27 protein-coding genes are annotated in these 20,252 nt (G+C 71.9%); 14 read left to right on the top strand and 13 right to left on the bottom strand.

What is annotated here, in order from left to right:
- Positions 1-2: 2 nt before the first annotated feature.
- Entirely contained in the window at positions 3-407 is a 405-nt protein-coding gene (locus KOI47_RS04350; RefSeq protein WP_216214172.1) for a hypothetical protein, read from the bottom strand.
- Positions 408-562: 155 nt separating this feature from the next.
- Here KOI47_RS04350 and manB point away from each other — a divergent pair, with 155 nt between their 5' ends.
- Both manB and KOI47_RS04360 read left to right on the top strand, forming a co-directional pair.
- Positions 563-1,642, top strand: coding sequence for a mannose-1-phosphate guanylyltransferase (gene manB, locus KOI47_RS04355; RefSeq protein ID WP_216214174.1), 1,080 nt, complete (start codon positions 563-565; stop codon positions 1,640-1,642).
- 5 nt (positions 1,643-1,647) lie between these two features.
- A complete protein-coding gene (locus tag KOI47_RS04360) occupies positions 1,648-2,553 on the top strand; it encodes a DNA-3-methyladenine glycosylase family protein (protein WP_216214176.1) in 906 nt (301 codons plus the stop codon).
- Positions 2,554-2,557: 4 nt separating this feature from the next.
- On the opposite strand, the gene KOI47_RS04365 is transcribed toward KOI47_RS04360, so the two are convergent.
- Positions 2,558-2,737: a hypothetical protein gene (locus KOI47_RS04365; RefSeq protein ID WP_216214178.1), complete on the bottom strand. Its 180-nt coding sequence runs from the start codon at positions 2,735-2,737 to the stop codon at positions 2,558-2,560.
- A gap of 88 nt (positions 2,738-2,825) precedes the next feature.
- Here KOI47_RS04365 and KOI47_RS04370 point away from each other — a divergent pair, with 88 nt between their 5' ends.
- The gene (locus KOI47_RS04370; protein ID WP_216214180.1) at positions 2,826-3,311 is read left to right on the top strand and encodes a hypothetical protein; all 486 of its coding nucleotides are present in this window, start codon (positions 2,826-2,828) and stop codon (positions 3,309-3,311) included.
- A 4-nt stretch (positions 3,312-3,315) separates the two neighbouring features.
- Here the strand turns inward: KOI47_RS04370 and KOI47_RS04375 are convergent, their stop codons facing one another.
- The 5 genes from KOI47_RS04375 to KOI47_RS04395 are packed head-to-tail and all read right to left on the bottom strand — an operon-like array spanning position 3,316 to position 7,351.
- Positions 3,316-3,675, bottom strand: a complete 360-nt coding sequence (locus KOI47_RS04375) for a GntR family transcriptional regulator (protein WP_216214182.1) — start codon at positions 3,673-3,675, stop codon at positions 3,316-3,318.
- Positions 3,672-4,238, bottom strand: a complete 567-nt coding sequence (locus tag KOI47_RS04380; protein ID WP_216214183.1) for an NUDIX hydrolase — start codon at positions 4,236-4,238, stop codon at positions 3,672-3,674. The genes KOI47_RS04375 and KOI47_RS04380 overlap by 4 nt, the downstream gene beginning before the upstream one ends.
- Entirely contained in the window at positions 4,232-5,590 is a 1,359-nt protein-coding gene (locus KOI47_RS04385) for a coenzyme F420-0:L-glutamate ligase (RefSeq protein WP_232376535.1), read from the bottom strand. Before KOI47_RS04385 ends, KOI47_RS04380 begins: the two co-directional genes overlap by 7 nt.
- Positions 5,580-6,581 carry a 2-phospho-L-lactate transferase gene (cofD, locus tag KOI47_RS04390; RefSeq protein WP_216214185.1) on the bottom strand — a complete coding sequence of 334 codons (1,002 nt, stop codon included), beginning with the start codon at positions 6,579-6,581 and terminating at the stop codon, positions 5,580-5,582. Before cofD ends, KOI47_RS04385 begins: the two co-directional genes overlap by 11 nt.
- A 14-nt stretch (positions 6,582-6,595) precedes the next feature.
- Positions 6,596-7,351 carry a GNAT family N-acetyltransferase gene (locus KOI47_RS04395; RefSeq protein WP_232376536.1) on the bottom strand — a complete coding sequence of 252 codons (756 nt, stop codon included), beginning with the start codon at positions 7,349-7,351 and terminating at the stop codon, positions 6,596-6,598.
- A 47-nt stretch (positions 7,352-7,398) separates the two neighbouring features.
- Between KOI47_RS04395 and KOI47_RS04400 the strand changes: the two genes are divergently transcribed.
- The 3 genes from KOI47_RS04400 (at position 7,399) to dapC (ending at position 9,086) form a co-directional block, all read left to right on the top strand.
- Positions 7,399-7,581, top strand: coding sequence for a hypothetical protein (locus KOI47_RS04400; protein ID WP_216214186.1), 183 nt, complete (start codon positions 7,399-7,401; stop codon positions 7,579-7,581).
- 105 nt (positions 7,582-7,686) lie between these two features.
- The gene (gene fdxA / locus KOI47_RS04405) at positions 7,687-8,007 is read left to right on the top strand and encodes a ferredoxin (RefSeq protein WP_216214187.1); all 321 of its coding nucleotides are present in this window, start codon (positions 7,687-7,689) and stop codon (positions 8,005-8,007) included.
- Positions 8,004-9,086: a succinyldiaminopimelate transaminase gene (gene dapC / locus KOI47_RS04410; RefSeq protein ID WP_216214188.1), complete on the top strand. Its 1,083-nt coding sequence runs from the start codon at positions 8,004-8,006 to the stop codon at positions 9,084-9,086. Before fdxA ends, dapC begins: the two co-directional genes overlap by 4 nt.
- 57 nt (positions 9,087-9,143) lie before the next feature.
- Here the strand turns inward: dapC and KOI47_RS04415 are convergent, their stop codons facing one another.
- Complete coding sequence (locus tag KOI47_RS04415) at positions 9,144-9,761, bottom strand: TetR/AcrR family transcriptional regulator (protein ID WP_216214189.1); 618 nt, start codon at positions 9,759-9,761, stop codon at positions 9,144-9,146.
- Between the two features lie 79 nt (positions 9,762-9,840).
- Between KOI47_RS04415 and KOI47_RS04420 the strand changes: the two genes are divergently transcribed.
- Positions 9,841-11,256: an FAD-dependent monooxygenase gene (locus KOI47_RS04420; RefSeq protein WP_216214190.1), complete on the top strand. Its 1,416-nt coding sequence runs from the start codon at positions 9,841-9,843 to the stop codon at positions 11,254-11,256.
- A 2-nt stretch (positions 11,257-11,258) separates the two neighbouring features.
- On the opposite strand, the gene KOI47_RS04425 is transcribed toward KOI47_RS04420, so the two are convergent.
- From KOI47_RS04425 to KOI47_RS04435, 3 genes are all read right to left on the bottom strand, one after another.
- Positions 11,259-12,227 (bottom strand): CHAD domain-containing protein, encoded by a 969-nt coding sequence (locus tag KOI47_RS04425; RefSeq protein WP_216214191.1) that lies wholly within the window; start codon positions 12,225-12,227, stop codon positions 11,259-11,261.
- A gap of 154 nt (positions 12,228-12,381) precedes the next feature.
- The gene (gene dapD, locus KOI47_RS04430; protein ID WP_216214194.1) at positions 12,382-13,380 is read right to left on the bottom strand and encodes a 2,3,4,5-tetrahydropyridine-2,6-dicarboxylate N-succinyltransferase; all 999 of its coding nucleotides are present in this window, start codon (positions 13,378-13,380) and stop codon (positions 12,382-12,384) included.
- 29 nt (positions 13,381-13,409) lie between these two features.
- Positions 13,410-13,853 (bottom strand): hypothetical protein, encoded by a 444-nt coding sequence (locus KOI47_RS04435; RefSeq protein ID WP_216214196.1) that lies wholly within the window; start codon positions 13,851-13,853, stop codon positions 13,410-13,412.
- A 43-nt stretch (positions 13,854-13,896) separates the two neighbouring features.
- Here KOI47_RS04435 and dapE point away from each other — a divergent pair, with 43 nt between their 5' ends.
- The 3 genes from dapE to KOI47_RS04450 are packed head-to-tail and all read left to right on the top strand — an operon-like array spanning position 13,897 to position 16,351.
- A complete protein-coding gene (dapE, locus tag KOI47_RS04440) occupies positions 13,897-14,979 on the top strand; it encodes a succinyl-diaminopimelate desuccinylase (protein WP_216214197.1) in 1,083 nt (360 codons plus the stop codon).
- A gap of 38 nt (positions 14,980-15,017) precedes the next feature.
- Positions 15,018-15,803, top strand: a complete 786-nt coding sequence (locus KOI47_RS04445; RefSeq protein WP_216217085.1) for an LOG family protein — start codon at positions 15,018-15,020, stop codon at positions 15,801-15,803.
- Positions 15,803-16,351 (top strand): LOG family protein, encoded by a 549-nt coding sequence (locus KOI47_RS04450; protein WP_216214198.1) that lies wholly within the window; start codon positions 15,803-15,805, stop codon positions 16,349-16,351. The genes KOI47_RS04445 and KOI47_RS04450 overlap by 1 nt, the downstream gene beginning before the upstream one ends.
- Positions 16,352-16,364: 13 nt before the next feature.
- Here the strand turns inward: KOI47_RS04450 and KOI47_RS04455 are convergent, their stop codons facing one another.
- On the bottom strand, positions 16,365-17,039 hold the full coding sequence (locus KOI47_RS04455; protein WP_216214204.1) for a lysophospholipid acyltransferase family protein: 675 nt from the start codon (positions 17,037-17,039) through the stop codon (positions 16,365-16,367).
- A gap of 75 nt (positions 17,040-17,114) precedes the next feature.
- On the opposite strand from KOI47_RS04455, the gene KOI47_RS04460 reads away from it, so the two are divergent.
- The 4 genes from KOI47_RS04460 to KOI47_RS04475 are packed head-to-tail and all read left to right on the top strand — an operon-like array spanning position 17,115 to position 19,391.
- Positions 17,115-18,035, top strand: coding sequence for a glucosyl-3-phosphoglycerate synthase (locus tag KOI47_RS04460; RefSeq protein ID WP_216214205.1), 921 nt, complete (start codon positions 17,115-17,117; stop codon positions 18,033-18,035).
- Between the two features lie 35 nt (positions 18,036-18,070).
- Positions 18,071-18,373, top strand: coding sequence for a DivIVA domain-containing protein (locus KOI47_RS04465; RefSeq protein WP_216214206.1), 303 nt, complete (start codon positions 18,071-18,073; stop codon positions 18,371-18,373).
- Positions 18,370-18,822: an SRPBCC family protein gene (locus KOI47_RS04470; protein ID WP_216214207.1), complete on the top strand. Its 453-nt coding sequence runs from the start codon at positions 18,370-18,372 to the stop codon at positions 18,820-18,822. Before KOI47_RS04465 ends, KOI47_RS04470 begins: the two co-directional genes overlap by 4 nt.
- Complete coding sequence (locus KOI47_RS04475; protein ID WP_216214208.1) at positions 18,822-19,391, top strand: DNA-3-methyladenine glycosylase I; 570 nt, start codon at positions 18,822-18,824, stop codon at positions 19,389-19,391. Before KOI47_RS04470 ends, KOI47_RS04475 begins: the two co-directional genes overlap by 1 nt.
- Before the next feature lie 11 nt (positions 19,392-19,402).
- Here the strand turns inward: KOI47_RS04475 and KOI47_RS04480 are convergent, their stop codons facing one another.
- Positions 19,403-20,197, bottom strand: a complete 795-nt coding sequence (locus tag KOI47_RS04480) for an enoyl-CoA hydratase-related protein (protein ID WP_216214210.1) — start codon at positions 20,195-20,197, stop codon at positions 19,403-19,405.
- Positions 20,198-20,252 lie beyond the last annotated feature (55 nt).

Raw genomic sequence — 20,252 nt, forward strand, 5'->3', positions numbered from 1 at the left:
GGTCAGAGGCCCTCGAGGCGGCGGGAGAGGGCGGACTGCCCGCGCTGCTTCCTGGTGGTGGGGATGAGGCCCTCGTGCTCCTGCTCCGCGGGCTCCTGCTCGCGCGGGGCGGCGGGTTCCCGGCCGGGGGACTGCCGGGTGAGCGGGGTGGTCGGCTGGCTGCCGACCGGGTCCATGCTGCTGGTCGGCTCCTCGTGCGCCAGGTAGTCGTTGTCCTCGATCACCGAGGCCGGCAGCTTGGTGGTGGTGTCCGGATCCTGGTCGCGGTCGATCTCCCGGACGAAGGAACCGGGAATCTGCTGGGTGTTCGAGGCGTCCATGGGCGATGTCATGTTGTCCGGCGTCACCACGCCGTTCCGCGCTCGTGCGCGGGAAAGCAAGGCGTCCGCTCGATCGCGGGGGTCCATGCCCTCGCCTCCTGTTACCTCACCCGAGGCCCTCTCCGATCAGGGCCGTCACCATGCTGTCTAGGGTATGCCCTCCAGGCGGTTGCCGTCAGCGTTTCCCTCGGTCTGTCGCTGAGTGATCGCGTGGTAGGACCGCACCGGATGGAGGGATCGAGATGACGTCCACGCTCGGGGTCGATGCCGTCGTGCTCGTCGGTGGCAAGGGGACCCGGCTGCGCCCGCTCACGCTTTCCGCGCCGAAACCGATGTTGCCCACCGCGGGTGTGCCGTTCCTGAGTCACCTGCTCTCCCGGATCAGGGCGGCCGGTATCACCCATGTCGTGCTCGGCACCTCCTATCAGGCCGAGGTGTTCGAGGAGTACTTCGGCGACGGTGCGGCGCTCGGCCTCGAGATCGAGTACGTGGTGGAAGCGGAACCGCTGGACACCGGCGGCGCGATCCGCAACGTGCTGGACCACCTGCGCGCCGAGCACGCGGTGGTCTTCAACGGCGACATCCTCTCCGGGGCGGACCTGCCCGCGCTGGTGGCCACGCACCGCGAGGCGGACGCGGATGTCACGTTGCACCTGCAGCGGGTGGCCGACCCGAGCCGGTTCGGCTCGGTGCCCACCGACGCCGATGGCAGGGTCACCGCCTTCCTCGAGAAGACCCCGAACCCGCCGACCGACCAGATCAACGCGGGCTGCTACGTGTTCCGCCGCTCGGTGGTCGAGTCCATCCCGGCGGGCAGGCGGGTCTCGGTGGAGCGGGAGACCTTCCCGGGGTTGCTGGAGTCCGGGGCGCATGTGCACGGGTTCGTGGACTCCTCGTACTGGCTGGACGTCGGTACCCCGGACGCGTTCGTGCGCGGCTCGGCCGATCTGGTGCGCGGGCTCGCCCCGACCTCGGCGCTGCCGGGGCCGGTCGGGGAGTGCCTGCTGCTGGACGGCGCGTCGGTCTCGGCGGAGGCCATCGTGGACGGTGGCGCCACCCTCGGCAGGGGCACGGTGGTCGGCGCGGGAGCCAGGGTCAGCGGTTCGGTGCTGTTCGAGGGTGCCACGGTCGGCGCGGGTGCGGACGTGCGGGACTCGGTGCTCGGCGCCGGGGCCGAGGTCGGCGCGGGCACCGTGCTGCACGGGGTGGTGCTCGGCGACCGGGCCTCGGTCGGCGCGGGCTGCGAACTGCTGACGGGCGCCAGGGTGTGGCCGGAGGTCACCCTGCCCGACGGCGCGCTGCGCTTCTCCAGCGACGCCTGAGCCGGATGCGCGAGCGAACCTGGCGGCCACCGTTCCCGCTCGATCTCGCGGCGGTGCTGGCACCCCTGCGGCGCGGGCGCGGCGATCCCTGCCTGCGCCGCGATGATGCGGGGGTGGCCTGGCTGACCGGGAACACCCCGGACGGCCCCGCGACCATGGCCGTGCACCGGCGCGCGGACGGGGAGGTGCGGGCCATCGCATGGGGCAAGGGGGCGGAGTTCCTGCTGGAACGGCTGCCCACCCTGCTGGGGGCCGCGGACGACGACTCCGGTTTCGTCGCGCATCACGAGGCGGTGGCCAGGGCCCGGCGCGGTGCGCCCGGCCTGCGGCTGGGGGCGACCGGCCGGGTATGGGACGTGCTGGTGCCCGCGGTGCTGGAGCAGAAGGTCACCGGTTACGAGGCCCGCCGCTCCTGGCGGGAGCTGTGCCGGTGGTTCGGTGAACCGGCCCCCGGGCCTGCCCCTGATGGCATGCGGGTGCCCCCGACACCCGCCGCGATTCTGTCTATTGTGGACTGGAACTGGCACCGGGCGGGGGTGGACCTGACCCGCCGCCGTGCCCTGGTCGCCGCCGCGCGGGTGGCGCACCGGCTGGAGCGGGCGGCCGTCCTCTGCGGCGCGGAGGGTCGCCTGTTGCTGCGCAAGGTCCCCGGTATCGGGCCGTGGACCGCCGCCGAGGTGGCCCAGCGCGCCTGGGGTGACCCGGACGCGGTGAGTGTCGGCGACTTCCACATCCCGGTCGTGGTCGGACATGCCCTGCTCGGCAGGGAGCTCGACGACGCGGGCATGCTCGCCGAGCTGGCCCCCTACGCGCCCCAGCGGCAGCGGGCGGTGCGCTATCTGGAGGCCGCGGGTTTCTCCCGCCCCCGGTTCGGGCCCCGGCACGCGGTACGGGACTACCGCGCGATGTGAACCCCTAGTAGGGCGGCCGGGTCGCGCCCTGACTCCCGGCTGGCGGGTACTGGTATGCGGGGTTCTCGGTCGGGAACGGTGCCGGCTTCGGCCTGCTGACCCGGACCAGCAGCACGATGACGGTGATGGCCGCGCTGATTCCGATGACGGCTATGAGTAGTTCCAGAATGCTGAGAGTAGCCATGACGATCCCCTCTCATGTCCCTACACCGAACAGGGTATAGCCGCCATGGCTGTACGCGGAGCGTGTTCAACGGATAGGTTCCCGCATTGTGACTGTCCCGCGTCCGCGGCCCACCAAGGTCAGCTATGACTATCCGTTGGGCGGGCTCGATCCCTTCGATCTGGACGAGCCGCGTACCCAGCATCTTTACGATGTCGGCGGCTGGTCGCGGGCCTGGGTGGCCGGGGAGCCGTGGCAGCAGGAGTGCCGGGCCGTGCACGATGCGCTCCCGGTCGGCTACAAGGCGCTCTCGCTGCTGGAGAAACTCGCAGTGGTGGTGAACGGGGTGGTGCTGCGGGAGTGGCCCGAGACCTCTCACTCTGCTGACGGATTGCGCCGCTTGGTCGATTACTCTCAGCGATCCGTTGTGCGCCGAGAGACGTGGATGTTCCCGTACCGGCTGGTGCGGCAGGCCGGGGGCGGCACGAGCGGGTTCGACAGCTACGAGGACGCGATCGCGACCGCGGTCCGGCCCCGCCCGCAGCCGGCCACCGTGCTGGTCTGCCGGGTGCTTGCGCATCGGCAGGCGCACTGAGGGCTCAGTCCGCGCCGAGCGCGGCGGCGACGATAGCCAGTGCCTCCTGCTTGCCGAGTCCCAGCTGGTGCACGGTCTCCGCGTAGGCAAGCGCAGCCTGCCGGGCGCGGGCGCGGCTCTCCTGCCCTGCGGCACCGACGAAGCTGCCCGCCCGGCCCCTGGTCTCGATCAGCCCGGCCTCCTCCAGCTCCCGGTAGGCGCGGGCGATGGTGTTCGGGGCGATGCCGAGTTCCGCGGCGAGCGCCCGCACCGTCGGCAGCTTGGTGCCGACCGGCAGCGTCCCCTCGTTGATCTGCCTGGCGAGCTCGGCACGTACCTGCTCGAACGGCGGCACCGGCGAGTCGCCGTCCAGCCGGACGATCATGCCGGTGCCGTGGTCGCCCGCTCCAGCGCGGCGGCGATCAGCTCGGTGAGGTCCTCGGTGCCAGGGGGCAGCGCGGTCGCGGGCCACCAGGCCAGGTCCTCGGACTCGGTGCTGCGCACCGGTTCGGCCCCGGCCGGCGCGCGGATCACGAACCGTACGTCGAAATGCCGGGTCGGCAGGCCCAGCGAGCAGGTGATCGGGTGCACGTCGAGGTGTACCGGCTCGGGGTCGATGACCAGACCGTCCATTCCGGACTCCTCGCGGGCCTCGCGCAGCGCCGCCGCGGCCAGCGAGGTGTCCTCCGGTTCGCAGTGCCCGCCGAGCTGGAGCCAGCGCCCGACCCTGGGGTGCAGGGTGAGCAGCACCCGCTCGCCGGGGTGGTCCAGCACGACGGCCGACGCGGTGAGGTGCCCGGCGGCGCAGGAGCGCGCGCAGGCGTCCGGCCTGGCCGCGAGGAATCCGAGGTATCCCTGGCGCAGTGACTCCTGCGCCAGCGTGACCGGCTTCCAGGAGTCCAGTGTGGACATAGCGTCGGCGTGCAGCGCGCCGTCCGGGTTCACCATTCGATCAGCCCCTCGTCGAGTTCGCGTGGCGGGCGTGGCGGTTGCGGGCCGTCCACGGGATGACCGATGGCCACCGCGCCGAGCGGCTCCCATTCCGGGCCGAGACCGAGCACGTCACGCACCACGTCCGCGGCGAAGATGGTCGAGCCGATCCAGCAGGAGCCGAGCCCCTCGGCGGCCAGCGCCACCAGCAGCCCCTGCACCGCGGCCCCGCCCGCGACCGTGAACATGGTGTGCTCGCAGGCGTTGCGCCGCTGGTCGGGGTAGGTGTGCGCGCCGTCGGTGCGCAGGAACGGCACCACCACCTCGGGCGCTTCGAACAGGATGTCGCCCTTGCTCAGCCGCTTGGCGATCTGCTCCTCGGTGAAACCGTCCGCGGTCAGGTCGGCGCGCCAGGCCGTGCGCATGGCCTCCAGCAGCGTGCGCCGCCGCTCGCTCCCGCGCAGCCAGCCGAACCGCACTGGGCGGGTGTGGTGCGGGGCGGGGGCGGTGAGCGCGGTGCCGATGGCCCGGCGCAGCGGTTCCTCGTCCACCGGGTCCGCGCTGAACCGGCGCACCGAGCGGCGCAGCAGCACCGCCTCCCTGCGGCCCTGCTCGACCGCCTCCGCGGTGCCGAGCCGGAACAGGTCCTCCTCGACCGGGCGGAGGAGGTCGCGCGCGGTGGTGGAGTCGTCCTCGATCCGCAGCCCGCGGACCACCGCGACCGGGGTGCCGCCCAGCTTGCCCTTCACCAGGTCGGCGGCGGCCGCCAGCTCGTCGGCGACGGCCACCTGGGTGACCGCGAGCTCGTTGCCCTGGCCGTCCACCGCACCCGCGTAGGAATGCAGCACCCGCAGCCCGGATGCGCCGATCGCGGCGTCGGTCTGACCGATCCGCCAGGCCCTGCCCATGGTGTCGGTGACCAGCACCCCGACCTCGACGCCGAGCCGCTCGCGCAGCCCGTTGCGCAGGGCTAGCGCCGATGCGTCCGGGTCGGTCGGCAACAGGGCGAGCTCGTCGCCCGCCACATTCGAGGCGTCCACCCCGGAGGCGGCCTGCACGATGCCCAGCCGGTTCTCGGTGATCAGCGACCGGCCGAACCGGGCGATCACCGCAGTGGCCTCCTCCTCGACCAGCTTGCGCCGCGCCGCGTCCCTGGCCTCCGGATCCTGCGGTACCCGGACCAGCCTGCCCTCGATCTTGGAGACGATCTTGCTGGTGACCACCAGCACGTCACCCGAGCGCAGCCAGCGCGCGGCCTCGGCGATCGCCCCGGTGAGGTCGTCCCCCGGCCGGAACTCCGGGAGGCCTTCGACCGGCAGGATCTCCAGCCGGTTCGCCGAGTGGTCGGCCGGCTTGGGGTCAGTCAACATCCACTCCGCACAGTTCGAAGGCCGCGCGGGCCATCCGCGCGGTGGCATCCACATCGGACATCAGCAACGGCACCCCGCGTACCGCGACACCGGGGACGCTGACCGTCTCGCCGGACTGCACCAGCCAGCCGTCCAGCACCCCCTCGCCCGAGGTCTGCCGGGAACCGTAGTGCCTGCCGACCGCTTCCGCGGTGGTTTCCACCCCGATCGCGCTGAGGCAGGCGTCGGCCATTCCGCGCACGGCCTTGCCCTCGATGATCGGGGAGAGGCCGACCACCCCGGCCTCGGTCTTGCGCAGCGCCTCGCGAACCCCTGGCACGGACAGCACGGTGCCGACCGAGACCACCGGGTTGGACGGCGCGAGCAGCACGACGTCGGCCCCGGCGATGGCGTCCACCACGCCAGGACCCGGCACCGACTCGTCCGCGCCGACCGGCACGATCGAGTGCGCTGGCAGCTCCGCCCGGTACCGCACCCACCATTCCTGGAAGTGCAGTGCCTTGCGCTGCTCGGGGTCGTCCGGATCGTCCACCACCACGTGGGTCTCCACCCGGTCGTCGGACATCGGCAGCAGCCGCACCCCTGGCTGCCAGCGCGCGCACAGCGCCTCCGTCACCGCGGACAGCGGGTAGCCGGCCCGCAGCATCCGGGACCGGATCAGGTGGGTGGCGATGTCCTTGTCCCCCAGCCCGAACCAGGTCGGCTCGGCGCCGTAGGCCGCCAGCTCCTGCTTCACGGTCCAGGTCTCGCCGGCGTGCCCCCAGCCGCGTTCGGTGTCGATGCCCCCGCCAAGGGTGTACATGCAGGTGTCCAGATCCGGGCAGACCCGCAGCCCGTGCATCCACACGTCGTCCCCGGTGTTCACCACCGCGGTGACCTCGTGCGGCATCTCCTTGCCCGCCGCGCCAACGGGCGGCAGCCCGAGTGCGGCCTTCACGCCGAGCAGGAAGCGGGCCCCGCCCACTCCGCCGACCAGTACGACAACCTTCACGCCGCCGGATCCTTTCACGTGTTCGCCGGGATCCAGTAGCGGTACCGGTGATGTTCGGTGAAGCCGAGCCCGCGGTAGAGCGCGAGCGCGGTCGCGTTGTTCGTCTCGACCTGCAGCACGCAGCGGGTCGCGCCGTGCCGGGCCGCCCACCGGCCCAGCCCGTTCATCAGCTCGGTACCCAGCCCCCGCCTGCGGTGCGCTGGCAGGACGGTCAGCCGGGCCACATGCAGCAGGTCGCCGACCACGGCGCCGCGGGCGGCGCCCACCGTCTCGGCGCCGGATCGGGCCGTGGCGAAGCCGACCGGTGCCCTGCCCCCGGCCAGTACGTGCCGCTGGGCCGTGCCGGGCGAGGTGGTTCCGGCCACCAGCTCCCACCAGGGATCGGAAGGGACCTCCGCCACGGTGACTCCGCCGTTGCCCTTCCCGTCGCCGGTGGCGTCCGGTTGGGTTGGCGGGCCGAGCAGGACCGAGACCTCGTACCCGGCCGGATGGCCCGTGTGGTGCACCCAGCCCGCCGCGGCGAGCGCGCGCTCGGTGGCGCTACCGTCCAGTATCTGGACCACCGGCCGGATCCCGTTGGCGTGGGCGAACTCACATGTCCGCCGTAGTGCCCGCGGCAGGCTGGTGCCGGGGTCACCGGTCGCCAGTGCCGCGTTTGCCCTGCCGGTGAAGCCTGCGGCCGCCCGCAGCCGCCACTGGCCGAGCGGCAGGTCGATCAGCGCGGGCCAGGCGTCAGCGCAAGCATTCTCCAGCATCTCGGCGTCGTTCACGGTTAGATTGTGGGGGTGACCGAATGGGCCGCGAGCAGGGAGGACCGATGAGCGTTGCGCGTAAGGACGACCGGCACAACGAGGACCTGGTCGCCGAGATCGCGGACAACCTGAACCGCAGGCTGGACACCGGGTCCCGGGAGGACACCGGATCCGGGGAAGAGCAACAGCCCCGGTTCGTGGTGACCGGTGATCGCCGGGTGCAGCCGAGAAAACGCGGCCCGCAGTAGGTTGCATACTGAGGGTATGGCGGTGGCCCACGCGCCGACGGCAGCGGGTGACCGCGTAATGTCGGCGCCGGGCCAGACCCACGGACGAAACAGCAGGAGAGCCCAGTGACATATGTGATCGCCGAGCCCTGCGTCGACGTGCTCGACAAGGCATGCATCGACGAGTGCCCCGTCGACTGCATCTATGAAGGCGACCGGATGCTCTACATCCATCCCGACGAGTGTGTCGACTGTGGGGCGTGCGAGCCGGTCTGTCCGGTCGAGGCCATCTACTACGAGGACGATGTTCCGGACGAGTGGAGCAACTACACCAAGGCCAACGTCGACTTCTTCGACGAGCTCGGTTCCCCCGGCGGCGCTTCCAAGGTCGGTAAGACCAGCCACGACCCGCAGTGGATCAAGGACCTGCCGCCGCAGGGCGAATGAGCCCTCCGGAACTACCCGACTTTCCATGGGACTCGCTCGCCGGGCAGAAGGCGCGGGCGAGCGAGCACCCCGGCGGGCTGGCCGATCTCTCGGTCGGCACGCCGGTGGACCCGGTGCCCGCGCCTATCCGGGAAGCGCTTGCCTCGGTCGCCGAACTACCCGGCTACCCGGCCACTCACGGCACCCCCGAGCTGCGGGACACCGCCGCGGCCGCGTTGCTGCGCAGGCACGGGGTTTCGGTGCGGCCGGAGGCCGTGCTGCCAACCATCGGTTCCAAGGAACTGGTCGCCTGGCTACCCCGGCTGCTCGGGCTCGGCCCTGGAGACCTGGTGGTGATCCCCGAGCTGGCCTACCCCACCTATGAGGTGGGCGCCCTGCTTGCCGGGGCCGGGATACGCAGGGCCGACGGGCTGACCGCCCTCGGCCCTGAGCGGCCCGCCCTGCTCTGGCTGAACTCGCCCGCCAACCCCACCGGCCGGGTGCTGGGCGTCGAGCACCTGCGCAAGGTGGTCGAGTGGGCGAGGGAGCGCGGCACCGTGGTGGTTTCCGACGAGTGCTACCTGGACCTGGGCTGGGAGGCCGAGCCGGTCTCGCTGCTGCATCCCGAGGTACACGGGGGCGACCTGGCGGGTCTGCTCGCCGTGCACTCGCTGTCCAAGTCGGCCAACCTGGCCGGTTACCGCGCCGGATTCGTGACCGGCGACCCGGCGCTGGTGGCCACGCTGCTCGGCGTGCGCAAGCATGCGGGCATGATCGTGCCGCGGCCGGTGCAACAGGCGATGACCGCCGCCCTAGCCGCCGACGACCTGGTCGCGCGGCAGCGGGAGCGCTACGCGGCCCGGCGCGCGGTGCTGCGGCCGGCCCTGGAGCGGGCCGGGTTCCGGATCGACCACTCCGATGCCGGCCTGTACCTGTGGGCCACCAGGGAGGAACCTGCGCTGGCGACCGTGGACTGGCTGGCCGACCGCGGCATCCTGGTCGCCCCCGGCACCTTCTACGGCCCCGCGGGCGCCCGGCACGTCCGGATCGCCCTCACCGCCACCGACGAGCGGATCCAGGCCGCCGCCGCCCGCCTCTGACCCGGCGTGTTTGCCGCCCACGCGCGCGTGTTTGCCCTCCACGCGCGTGCTTGCCGTTCAGGTAGGCGAGTTTGCCGTTCCCGATCCCGCGATGCCGCGGTAGAGGACGTCGGTGAGCAGGTCGATCGCCTCGTCGTCGGACAGCGTGCGCCCGCTGCCGTCGCCGCCCGCCGCCAGCCAGGTCCAGGCGAACTGGTCCAGCAGGCTGTACATGGCGGAGATCACCAGCTCCGGATCGCCGGGCAGGACCGGTACGTGCGCCAGGTGGTCCCGGATCTGCTCCTGGTCGGCCGCCATGATCTGGCGCAGCCTGCGATCGAACTCCGCGTTCACCATGGCGGCCTGCCGGAGCGCGATCATCTCCGGCAGATGCGCCCGGTAGAACCGCCAGTACGCGGCCACATGCCAGCGCACCGCCGCGCGATCGGTGAAGTCGGCGCTGTGCGCAGGGTCCTCGGCGACCTCCCGGTCACCCTCGGCCAGCATGTCGGTCAACAGGGCGGTGAGTAGCTCCTCCTTGCTGGTGAAGTGGTTGTAGAACGACCCTGCGGCGCGGCCGGCCTCGGTGGCGATGTCGGTGATCTTCGTGTTCAGGTAGCCACGCCGGGTGAACACGCGTTTGGCTGCCTGCTTCAGCGCCGTCTCGGTCTCGGCCGCCCGCGCCCTCCGGTTCATCGGCACCTCCTTGACGCCGAACGCTAACAGGGAAATACTGAATTGATATTCACTGAATTTAGATTCACTTGGAGGTGTCGTGGACATCGAGGTGCTGGTGGCGGGTGCGGGTCCGACCGGGCTCACCCTGGCCATCGAGCTCGCCAGGCGGGACGTCGGCGTGCGGATCGTGGACAGGGCCGGGACGTACTTCGCGGGGTCGCGGGGGGACGGGCTGCAACCACGCACCCTGGAGGTCTTCGAGGACCTCGGCGTGCTCGACGCGGTGCTCGCCGAGGGCGCGCCACAGGCGCCGATCCGTGTCCATCTGGACGGGGAGTTCACCGGGGAACGCAGGATGAGCCCGGTACTGGAACCCACCCCGGACGTGCCGTACCCGAACGGCTGGGTGCTCGGCCAGTCCCGGACCGAGCACATTCTGCGCGAGCGTCTTGCCTGCCTGGGGGTCGAGGTGGAGCTGGGCACCGAGCTGACCGGGCTGTGGCAGGACGAGTCGGGTGTGACGGCCACGCTGGCACACGAAGGCGGTAGCCACACCGTCCGGTGCCGGTACCTGGTCGGCGCGGATGGCGGGCGCAGTTTCGTGCGCAAGTCGCTCGGGGTCGGCTTCCCCGGTGACACCGACGAGTCGGTCCGGATGCTGCTCGGCGACGTCCGCGCGGAGGGCCTTGACCACGGCTATGGCCACTGGTTCGCCCGTGCCGGGGAACCGGCCTCGGGTGTGGGCCTGACCCCGTTGCCAGTGGGCGACTGGTTCCAGTTCGCCGCACCGCTTGGCCAGAGCGAGGTCCGCCCGTGCCTGGACACGCTGCGGGAGCTGCTGGCCGGTGTGCTGGCCCCGGCCGAGGTCCGGCTGCGGGAACTGGCCTGGGCCACGGTGTGGCGGCCGAACGCCCGGCTGGCCGAGCGGTTCCGGGTCGGCAGGGTGTTCCTCGCGGGCGACGCGGCGCATGTGCACCCGCCGACCGGTGGGCAGGGGCTGAACACCGGCGTGCAGGACGCCTACAACCTCGGCTGGAAGCTGGCCGAGGGGTCGGACGTGTTGCTGGACAGCTACGAGTCCGAACGATTGCCGGTGGCCGCCGGTGTGCTCGGCCTGAGCGACCGGCTGCTGCGCAAGTACACCAGCGGCGCGCCGGATGCCCTCGATCGCGGTGTGGAGACCCGGCAGCTGGACATCAGTTACCGGCAGGAGGAAGGAGACGGCCCGCTGCCCGGTGACCGGGCCCCGGACGCGCCGGTGCTGGGGACAAGGGGCAGGCTGCGGCTGTTCGACCTGTTCCGTGGCCCGCACGCCACCCGGCTCACCTTTGGTGCCGCCTGCCCCGACCCGCTTCCCGGGGTGCACGACTACACCGTCCTGCCGCCGGGGCGGGCCGCGGGCGAATATGCCGTGGTCGACACCGGTAACCACGCGCACACCGCCTACCGGGCCACCCAGGGCACGACCGTCCTGATCCGCCCGGACGGCCACCTGGCCAGCCGACTGCTGTGAGGTCAGAGCAGGTCGCGGGCTGCGGAGTCGATGTCCTTGACGATCCCGCGCCAGGACTGCCGGGCCTCGGCGCGACGGGCGAGTTCCCGCTCCACGATCCGGCCCGCGATGAACGCGACGCCGCCCTCGTGCGTGTCCACCAGGGCACGGACCCGCTCGGCGGCCACCACGGCGTCCTGGTGCTCACCCAGCACGGTCTGCAGCTCCTTGGTCGCCCCGATCAGCTTCTTGATCCGCTTGGCATCCTTCTTGCCCGCCGCGGGCCGGGCCAGCTCGGCCGCGTACCGCAAACGCTTGCCGTGGATGCGCAGCTCGTGCAGCTCGTCATCCGGCGGGTCGGCGGGCAGTGCCCGGACCGCCTTGCGGAACCGCCGGTAGGGCTTGCGCAGCGAGCCGACCAGCGCGGTGCCCTTGGGCAGCTGGACTTCCTTCGCCTGCTCGCCATCCGGCACCCCGGCGGAACCGGTCGCCAGCGCCGCGGTGTCCCGCAGCAGCTGCTGGTAGCGCTTGCTGTTCAACGCCCTGGTCAGCTTGCCTTTCGCCCGGCCGCGCTGGCCGGCGAACACCCCGATCAGCTCCTCGGCCGCGGGCTGGTCCTGCTCATCGAAGTCCCGCACCACCTCGCGCAGGTGCTCGATCAGCACGTCGAAGTCGCGTACCTCGCCCAGCGCACCGCCGAGCCAGCCGAGTTCGCCACGCACCCGCTCGGCATCCGGCCCCAGCTGCTGCCCGGACAGCTTCAGCACGCTGCGCATCCGGCGCAGCGCCACCCGCATCTGGTGCAGGTCCTCCGGGTCCACGCCGGATCTGGTGCCCGGTTCGTACCGCAGCAGCGCCCGCAGCTGCGCGTCCACCTTCGCGCGGACGTGCGCGGCGGGGGAGTCCTGCGGCCCCGCGCTCGCGGGCTGGTCCGGCAGGCCGAGCTCGGCCGGGGTGACCGACGGAGCCTCGGGTGTCGAGTCGGTGCTCACCAGGTGAAGGGTAGTTGAACGTGATCTACGCGCACGTCCCCCAACTCAGTGCCCATTCCTCAACTCGCGACACGGTCCGCTCGGCCGGGCTCGGGATTCCGTTACGAGAGTCACCTTTCGCCGATCGTGGGTCGGCGCGTGCCCGGACGCGCTGTCAGTCATTCGCGTGCAGCGCGGCGTTCAGCTCGACCCCGGTTCCGCTGCGGGGCACGGCCTCTACCGCACCGGTGGCCGAGTTGCGCCGGAACAGCGCCCCGGAGATGCCGGACAGCTCCCGCGCCTTCACCGTCCTGCCCTCCACGGAGACCTTGGTGCCCGCGGTGATGTACAAGCCTGCCTCGATCACCGTGTCGTCGCCGAGCGAGATACCGGCGCCGCCGTTCGCGCCGATCAGGCAGCGCTCACCGATCGAGATCACCTCGCGGCCGCCACCGGAGAGCGTGCCCATGATCGAGGCGCCGCCACCGATGTCGCTGCCGTCGCCGACCACCACCCCGGCCGAGATCCGGCCCTCCACCATGGATGCGCCCAGCGTGCCCGCGTTGAAGTTGACGAAGCCCTCGTGCATCACGGTGGTACCGCTGGCAAGGTGCGCGCCGAGACGGACCCGGTCGGCGTCGGCGATGCGCACCCCGGCCGGGGTGACGTAGTCCACCATCCGGGGGAACTTGTCCACCCCGTACACGGTGACGTGGCCGCGCGAGCGCAGCCGCAGCCTGGTCGCCTCGAAGCCCTCCACCGGGCACGGACCGTGGCTGGTCCACACCACGTTGGCGAGCAGGCCGAAGATCCCGTCCAGGTTCTGCCCGTTCGGCCGCACCAGCCGGTGCGACAGCAGGTGCAGCCGCAGGTACACCTCGTGCGCGTCGACCGGCGGCTCGGCGAGCGAACCGGCGGTGACCTTGACCGCCACCACCTCGACACCGCGGTCGGTGTCCGGGCCGAGCAGGGCCGCGGCCGCCTCGCCGAGGGCGTCGGTGGCCTGGGCGGCCGACAGCCGCTCGGTGCCGCCGCTGCCGCCTGCCCCGGTCAGCTTCGGCTGCGGGAACCAGGTGTCCAGTACGGTGCCGCCGGTGGTCACGGCGGCAAGGCCGACGCCGAACGCGCCGGTGCTCGCCGGGTCGGGATTGTGCTCAGTTGCGGGCTCACTCACGGCGCACACCGTACCGCCCCTTGACGCGCTCAGCCCGCGGTCGTCCGCGCGCCGAGCAGGTCGCCGAGCGAGCGCTGCACCTCGTGCAGTGCGGTGGCCATATCCGCCAGCGCCGTCGTGCACTCCGGCTTGTCCGTGGCCCCCGCGGCGTAGCAGTCGTGCGCCCGGTAGTCCTGGATGCCCTGTTCCAGCTCCCGCCCGTGCTCGGCGAGGCCAGGGTGCGCCGGGTCCGCGTACTTCTCCGCGGCGCCCGGAATGCTGCCCAGCTGGGTGACGTACTTCTCACAGCCCGGCGGGTCCTGCTCGGCAGGCGCGAGATAGCACTGGTCGACCGAAAGCGCCTCGAGTTTCACGCGCAGCGCCCCCGGTCCCGGATCCGGCGGCTGCCGCTGCGGCGTGGGACCGGCTTCGGTGCCGCAACCCGCCAGCAGGGCCAGCAACATCCCGGCCACGGCGGCCTGAACTCCTCGCATGCGCACGTCCTCACCGTACGCATGCCCGGTAGCGTCGGCGAACATGAGCACCCTGGACCTGCATGCCGACCCGGTGGAGATCACCGCGGCGCTGGTGGACATCGCCAGCGTCTCCGGGGCGGAGGCGGAGATCGCCGACGCCGTCGAGGCCGCGCTGCGTGCGCAGGCGCCGCACCTCGAGGTGGTGCGCAACGGGAACGCCGTGCTCGCCCGCACCCGGCTCGGCCTGCCGTCCAGGGTGGTGCTGGCCGGGCATCTGGACACCGTGCCGGTGAACGAGAACCTGCCGTTGCACCGCACCGGTTCCGGTGCCGATGAGGTGCTGCACGGACTGGGCACGGTGGACATGAAGGCGGGGGACGCGGTGTTCCTGCACCTCGCCGCGGCCGTCACCGCGCCGCGGCACGACCTGACCTTCGTCTTCTACGACTGCGAGGAGGTCGAGGCCGCGCGCAACGGGCTCGGCCGGATCGAGCGCGAGCTGCCGGAGTGGCTGCGCGGCGACCTCGCGGTGGTGGGCGAACCGTCCAATGCGGTCATCGAGGCGGGCTGCCAGGGCACCCTGCGGGCCGAGCTGCACTGCGCTGGCACGCGGGCGCATACCGCGCGGGCCTGGATGGGCGCGAACGCGATTCATGCGCTGGCCGAACCCCTGCGCAGGCTCGCCGAGTACCGGCCGAGGGTGGTGGACATCGACGGCCTCACCTACCGCGAGGGACTGCAGGCGGTGCGGATCGCGGGCGGGGTGGCCGGCAATGTGGTGCCGGACGAGGCGGTGCTGGTGGTGAACCACCGCTTCGCGCCGGACCGCAGCGCCGAGCAGGCCGAGCGGCATGTGCGCGAGGTGTTCGACGGTTTCGAACTGTCCGTTGTGGACGTTTCGGGTGGCGCGATGCCGGGGCTGCACGCGCAGGCGGCCGCCGAGCTGGTGACCGCCGCGGGCGGGAAGGCGGCTGCCAAGCTCGGCTGGACCGATGTGGCGCGGTTCGCCGCACTGGGCATGCCGGCCGTCAACCTCGGGCCCGGCGACCCCTCCCTGGCGCACACCAGGGAGGAGCATGTGGCCGCGGCCGAGATCCGTGCGGTCGCCGAGGTGCTGCGGGCCTTTGTCGACGTGCGGTCCTGATTAGGGTGGTCCGGGTGAGCGACCAGGGGAGCGAAGAAGTGACCGAGGGAAACACGCGGGACCAGGTCGAGGACGCCGAGCACCCGCCGGAACGGCACCGGGGACCGGTGGTGCTGCGCCGGTCCCGGCGGACCGAGGACAGCACCACCGATCAGCGGCTGCTCGACTCGCGCGGCCCGAGCGACTGGGTGCATACCGACCCGTGGCGGGTGCTGCGGATCCAGGCCGAGTTCGTCGAGGGTTTCGGTGCGCTGGCGGAGGTGCCGAGGGCGGTGACCGTGTTCGGCTCCGCTCGTACCCCGCGGGAGCATCCGGAGTACGAGGCGGGCCGCAAGATCGGTGCCGCGCTGGCGAACGCCGGGTTCGCGGCGATCACCGGCGGCGGCCCCGGCGCGATGGAGGCGGTCAACCGCGGGGCCTCCGAGGCGGGCGGCCTTTCCATCGGGCTCGGCATCGAGCTGCCCTTCGAGCAGGGTATGAACCCCTGGGTGGACCTCGGGGTGAACTTCCGCTACTTCTTCACCCGCAAGACCATGTTCATCAAGTACGCCCAGGCGTTCATCTGCCTGCCCGGCGGGTTCGGCACGCTGGACGAGCTGTTCGAGGCGCTGACCCTGGTGCAGACGAAGAAGGTGACCAAGTTCCCGGTGGTGCTGTTCGGCAGCTCGTACTGGGGTGGCCTGCACGACTGGATCCGAGACACCGTGCTGAGCGAGGGCAAGATCGGCGAACGGGACGCCGCGCTGCTGCACGTCACCGACGATATCGACGACGCGGTCCAGATCGTGCTGGAGGCCTACCGCGCGTGGGAGGAAACGCACTAGTGAAGAGCATCTGCGTGTTCTGCGGCTCGTCCGACGGCCGCGGCCAGGAGTACACGGAGCAGGCGGCGGCACTCGGCGGGATGCTGGCCAGGCGGGGCATCACCCTGGTCTACGGCGGCGCGAGCGTCGGGATCATGGGGGTCGTCGCGGACGCCGCGCTTGCCGAGGGCGGCACGGTGCTCGGCGTCATCCCGGAGCAGCTGGTCCGGGCCGAGGTCGCCCACCAGGGGCTGACCGAGCTGTACGTGGTGGCGGACATGCATGAGCGCAAGGCGAAGATGTCCGCGCTGTCCGAGGGGTTCCTCGCGCTGCCCGGTGGCGCCGGCACGCTGGAGGAGCTGTTCGAGGTGTGGACCTGGGCGCAGCTCGGTCTGCACGACAAGCCGATCGGGCTGGTCGACACCGGCGGCTACTACCGCAAGCTGGTCGAGTTCATCGACCATATGCTCACCGAGGGGTTCCTCCGGCCGAGCACCCGCGAGCTGCTCGCCGTGGACCCCGACCCCGCCGTGCTGCTGGAGAAGTTCGCCGGTTTCGCAGGCGGGTAGGTCCGGCTGTTGCTCAGGCTGCGGCCTCGCCCGGCAGCCGGTGGTAGTGGTCCACGTACTCCTGACCGGACAGCTCCATCAGCGCGTACATGATCTCGTCGGTCACCCCGCGCCGGATCGCCTGCGAGGACTCCAGCCCGGCGTAGCGGGAGAAGTCCAGCGGCTCGCCGAAGCACACCCGCACCCTGGCCGGCCTGGGAAGCCGGGCGCCGACGGGCTGGACCCGTTCGGTTCCGTGCAGGGCCACCGGCACCACCTTCGCGCCGGTGGCCAGCGCCAGCGCGGCGACCCCGGTATGCCCGCGGTGCAGCCTGCCGTCCAGGGAACGGGTGCCTTCCGGGTAGATCCCGAACACCTCGCCCGCCGCCAGCACCCTACGGCCTTCCTCCAGCGCGGCCAGCCCCGCCTTGGCGTCGCCGCGTCGCACCGGCACGTAGCCGAGCGCGCCGAGCAGTGCCGCCATCGCCCGCCCGCGCAGGCCCCTGCCGGTGAAGTACTCCGCCTTGCCGAGGAACCGCACCCGGCGCGGGGTGACGAGGGACAGTACGGCGGTGTCCACCGCCGCGCGGTGGTTGGCAGCCAGCACCACCGGACCCGTCGCGGGCACCCGCTCCGCCCCGGACACCTCGGGCCGGTAGATCAGCCTGGCCAGCGGGGCCAGGGTCAGCCGGATCAGCGTGTGCAGCACGATCCCTCCCGCGACGCTCGCCATCCAGCATGGCACGATCGGCGGACACGAGGTCGCGAGCGCTGGAGGGCGGGCATGAACGAAGCATGGTTCGCCCGGCGCACCTGGCAGGATCCGCGGTGGTCCCTGCAGGAGCTGGTGCGCGCCAAGGGCGGCCGGACCGTCTCGGTGGTACTGCCCGCGCTGAACGAGGAACACACCGTCGGCGCCGTGGTCGGCTCGGTGCGCCCGCTGCTGGGCACCCTGGTGGACGAGATCGTGGTGGCCGACTCCGGCTCGAGCGACCGCACCGCCGAGGCCGCGGCCGCCGCCGGGGCCAGGGTGGTGCACCGGGAGGAGGTACTGCCGGAGTTCGACCCGCTGCCTGGCAAGGGTGAGGTGCTGTGGCGTTCACTGGCCGCGACCAGCGGTGACCTGCTCGTCTTCCTGGACTCCGACCTGGTCGAGCCCGATCCCGGCTTCGTGCCGATGCTGCTCGGCCCGCTGCTGCTGGCCGCCGAGGTGCACCTGGTGAAGGGTTTCTACCGGCGCCCGCTGCGGCTGGAGAGTGACGAGTTCGGCACCGGCGGTGGCCGGGTGACCGAACTGCTGGCCCGCCCGGTGCTGGCGGCGCTCCGGCCCGCGTTGTCCGGGTTGGTGCAGCCGTTGGGCGGGGAGTACGCGGCCAGCAGGCAGCTGCTGGAGTCGGTTCCGTTCGCCGCCGGTTACGGCGTGGAGATCGGCCTGCTGCTGGACACCGAGGCCCAGTACGGGCTGGACGCGCTGGCGCAGGTCAACCTCGGGGTGCGCAAGCACCGCAACCGTTCGCTGTTGCAACTGGGGGTGATGGCGCGGCAGATCCTGGGCACGGCCCTGGATCGGTGCGGGGTCGAGGCGGGCGAGGCCGCCGGGCTGACCCAGTTCGTGCAGGTCGCGGGGGAGTGGCTGCCGGACACCAGGCAGGTGCTGGTGGCCGACCGGCCGCCGATGCGGGAGGTGCTGGCCGCGCGGGGTTGATCCCGTCCGCCGGTGGCGTGTGCCACGATCGTCGGGTGACCACCGCGCTGATCTACCTCATCGTCATGCTGCTCGTCGCGGCTGTGGTGTTCCTGCTGGCCGCCGTGGTGTTCGGCCGGGGTGAGGAGCTGGCCCCGCTGGCGCCGGGCAGTTCCCCCACCCGCCTGCCAGCCGAGGACCTGACCGGCGAGGATGTGACCTCGGTGAAGTTCCAGCTCGTGCTACGCGGGTACAAGATGTCCGAAGTGGACTGGGTGTTGCGGCGACTTGGCACCGAGATCGACGGCCTGCGCGCCAGGGTCGCCGAGCTGGAGGCGGAGCGCGAGGCGGCGCGATGACCGATGTGGTGGTGTCGGTCGACGTGGCCGCGCCGGCCGGGACCACCTGGCTGGCGCTGACCGACTGGGAACGCCAGGGCGAGTGGATGCTCGGCACCAGGGTGCGGGTGGTCGAGGGCAACGGGCGCAGCGTGGGCTCGCGGATCGCCGCGTTCACCGGGGTGGCCGGGGTCGGCTTCACCGACACGATGGAGATCACCCACTGGGAACCCCCGATCCGCTGCGCGGTGCGGCATCTGGGCAAGGTGGTACGCGGTACCGGTGCCTTCCACGTGCGGGAGAACGGGCCGCACCGGTCGGTTTTCGTCTGGTCCGAGCAGCTGGCCCTGCCGTTCGGGCCGCTGGGCAAACTCGGCTGGCCGGTGGTGAAACCCGCGTTCTCCGCGGGACTGTGGTACTCGTTACGCCGCTTCGCTCGGTTCGCCGAGCACTACCGGATGGGGGACTGATGGAATTGATCGGCGCGGACGGCGTACCGCGGTGTTCCTGGGGCAATTCCGCCCCCGACTACGCCACTTACCACGACGAGGAATGGGGTGTTCCGCTGCGCGGGGAGAGCGCCCTGTTCGAGCGGGTCACCCTGGAGTCCTTCCAGTCCGGACTGTCCTGGCTGGTGATCCTGCGCAAACGGGAGAACTTCCGTAAGGCGTTCGCCGGGTTCGACCCTGAGCTGGTGGCCCGGTTCACCGATGCCGATATCAGCAGGCTGCTCGCGGATGCCTCGATCGTGCGCAACCGGGCCAAGATCGAGGCGGCGATCACCAACGCCCGCGCGACCGTACAGCTGGACCAGCCGCTGGATGAGCTGCTCTGGTCCTTCGCCCCCGACCCCGGCAGCCACCGGCGGCCCGCCTCGATGGCGGAGATGCCCGCGGTGACGCCGGAGTCGAAGGCGATGGCCAAGGCACTGAAGAAGCGCGGTTTCACCTTCGTCGGGCCCACCACCTGCTACGCGATGATGCAGGCCACCGGAATGGTCGACGACCATATCCAAGGCTGCTTCCGCGCCACCCCCTGACCCTCAGTTGGCTAGGAGCCGGTGAAGTTCGGGCGGCGCTTGGCGACGAAGGCCTCCACCGCCTCGGTGTGGTCGGCGGTGGCGCCCAGCGCGGCCTGCGCGGCGTCCTCCGCGGCCAGTGCCTCCTCCAGGGTGCTTTCGGCGGCCGTGGTCAGCACGTCCTTGATCCGGGCGTAGGCGACCGTCGGCCCCGCGGCCAGCGTGGCGGCCACCTGGTGCGCGCGGGCGGCCAGTTCCTCGTCCGGTACGACCTCGCTGACCAGGCCGATCCGCAGCGCCTCCGTGGCGTCCACGGTCCGGGCCATCAGCATCAGCTCCGCCGCCCGCCCGTAGCCGATCAGCCGCTGCAGGGTCCAGGAGGCGCCGGAGTCCGGGCCGAGGCCGACGTTCGCGAAGGCCATCAGGAAGCTCGCCGAGCCGCCCGCGATCCGCAGGTCGCTGGCGTAGGCGAAGGCGGCGCCCGCGCCTGCCGCGGAGCCGTTCACCGCGGAGATCACCGGCTTCGGCATCTGCACGATGGCCCGGACGATCGGGTTGTAGTGCTCGGCCACCGTGCGCAGCGGCGCCGAGTCCCCCGCCTGGAGCAGCCCCACGTGTTCCTTGAGGTCCTGACCCGCGCAGAAGGCCTTGCCGGCCCCGGTGAGCACGACCGCACGCACCGTGTCCTCCGCCGCGGCGGAGCGCAACGCGTCCAGCAGCCGCTCCTTGAGTTCGACGGTCAGCGAGTTGTACGACTTGGGGCGGTTGAGCGTCAGCGTGCGTACACCGTCGGTGTCGGCGGTCAGCAGCACGTCCTCGGTCGTCACGAAAATTCCTCCTGAAAGTGGGACTCGCAGCGAGTGTGGCACCCCTGTGAAGCGC

Origin of the sequence: Amycolatopsis aidingensis, from assembly GCF_018885265.1 — a bacterium.
In the GTDB taxonomy this organism is placed as follows: Bacteria; Actinomycetota; Actinomycetes; order Mycobacteriales; family Pseudonocardiaceae; genus Amycolatopsis; species Amycolatopsis aidingensis.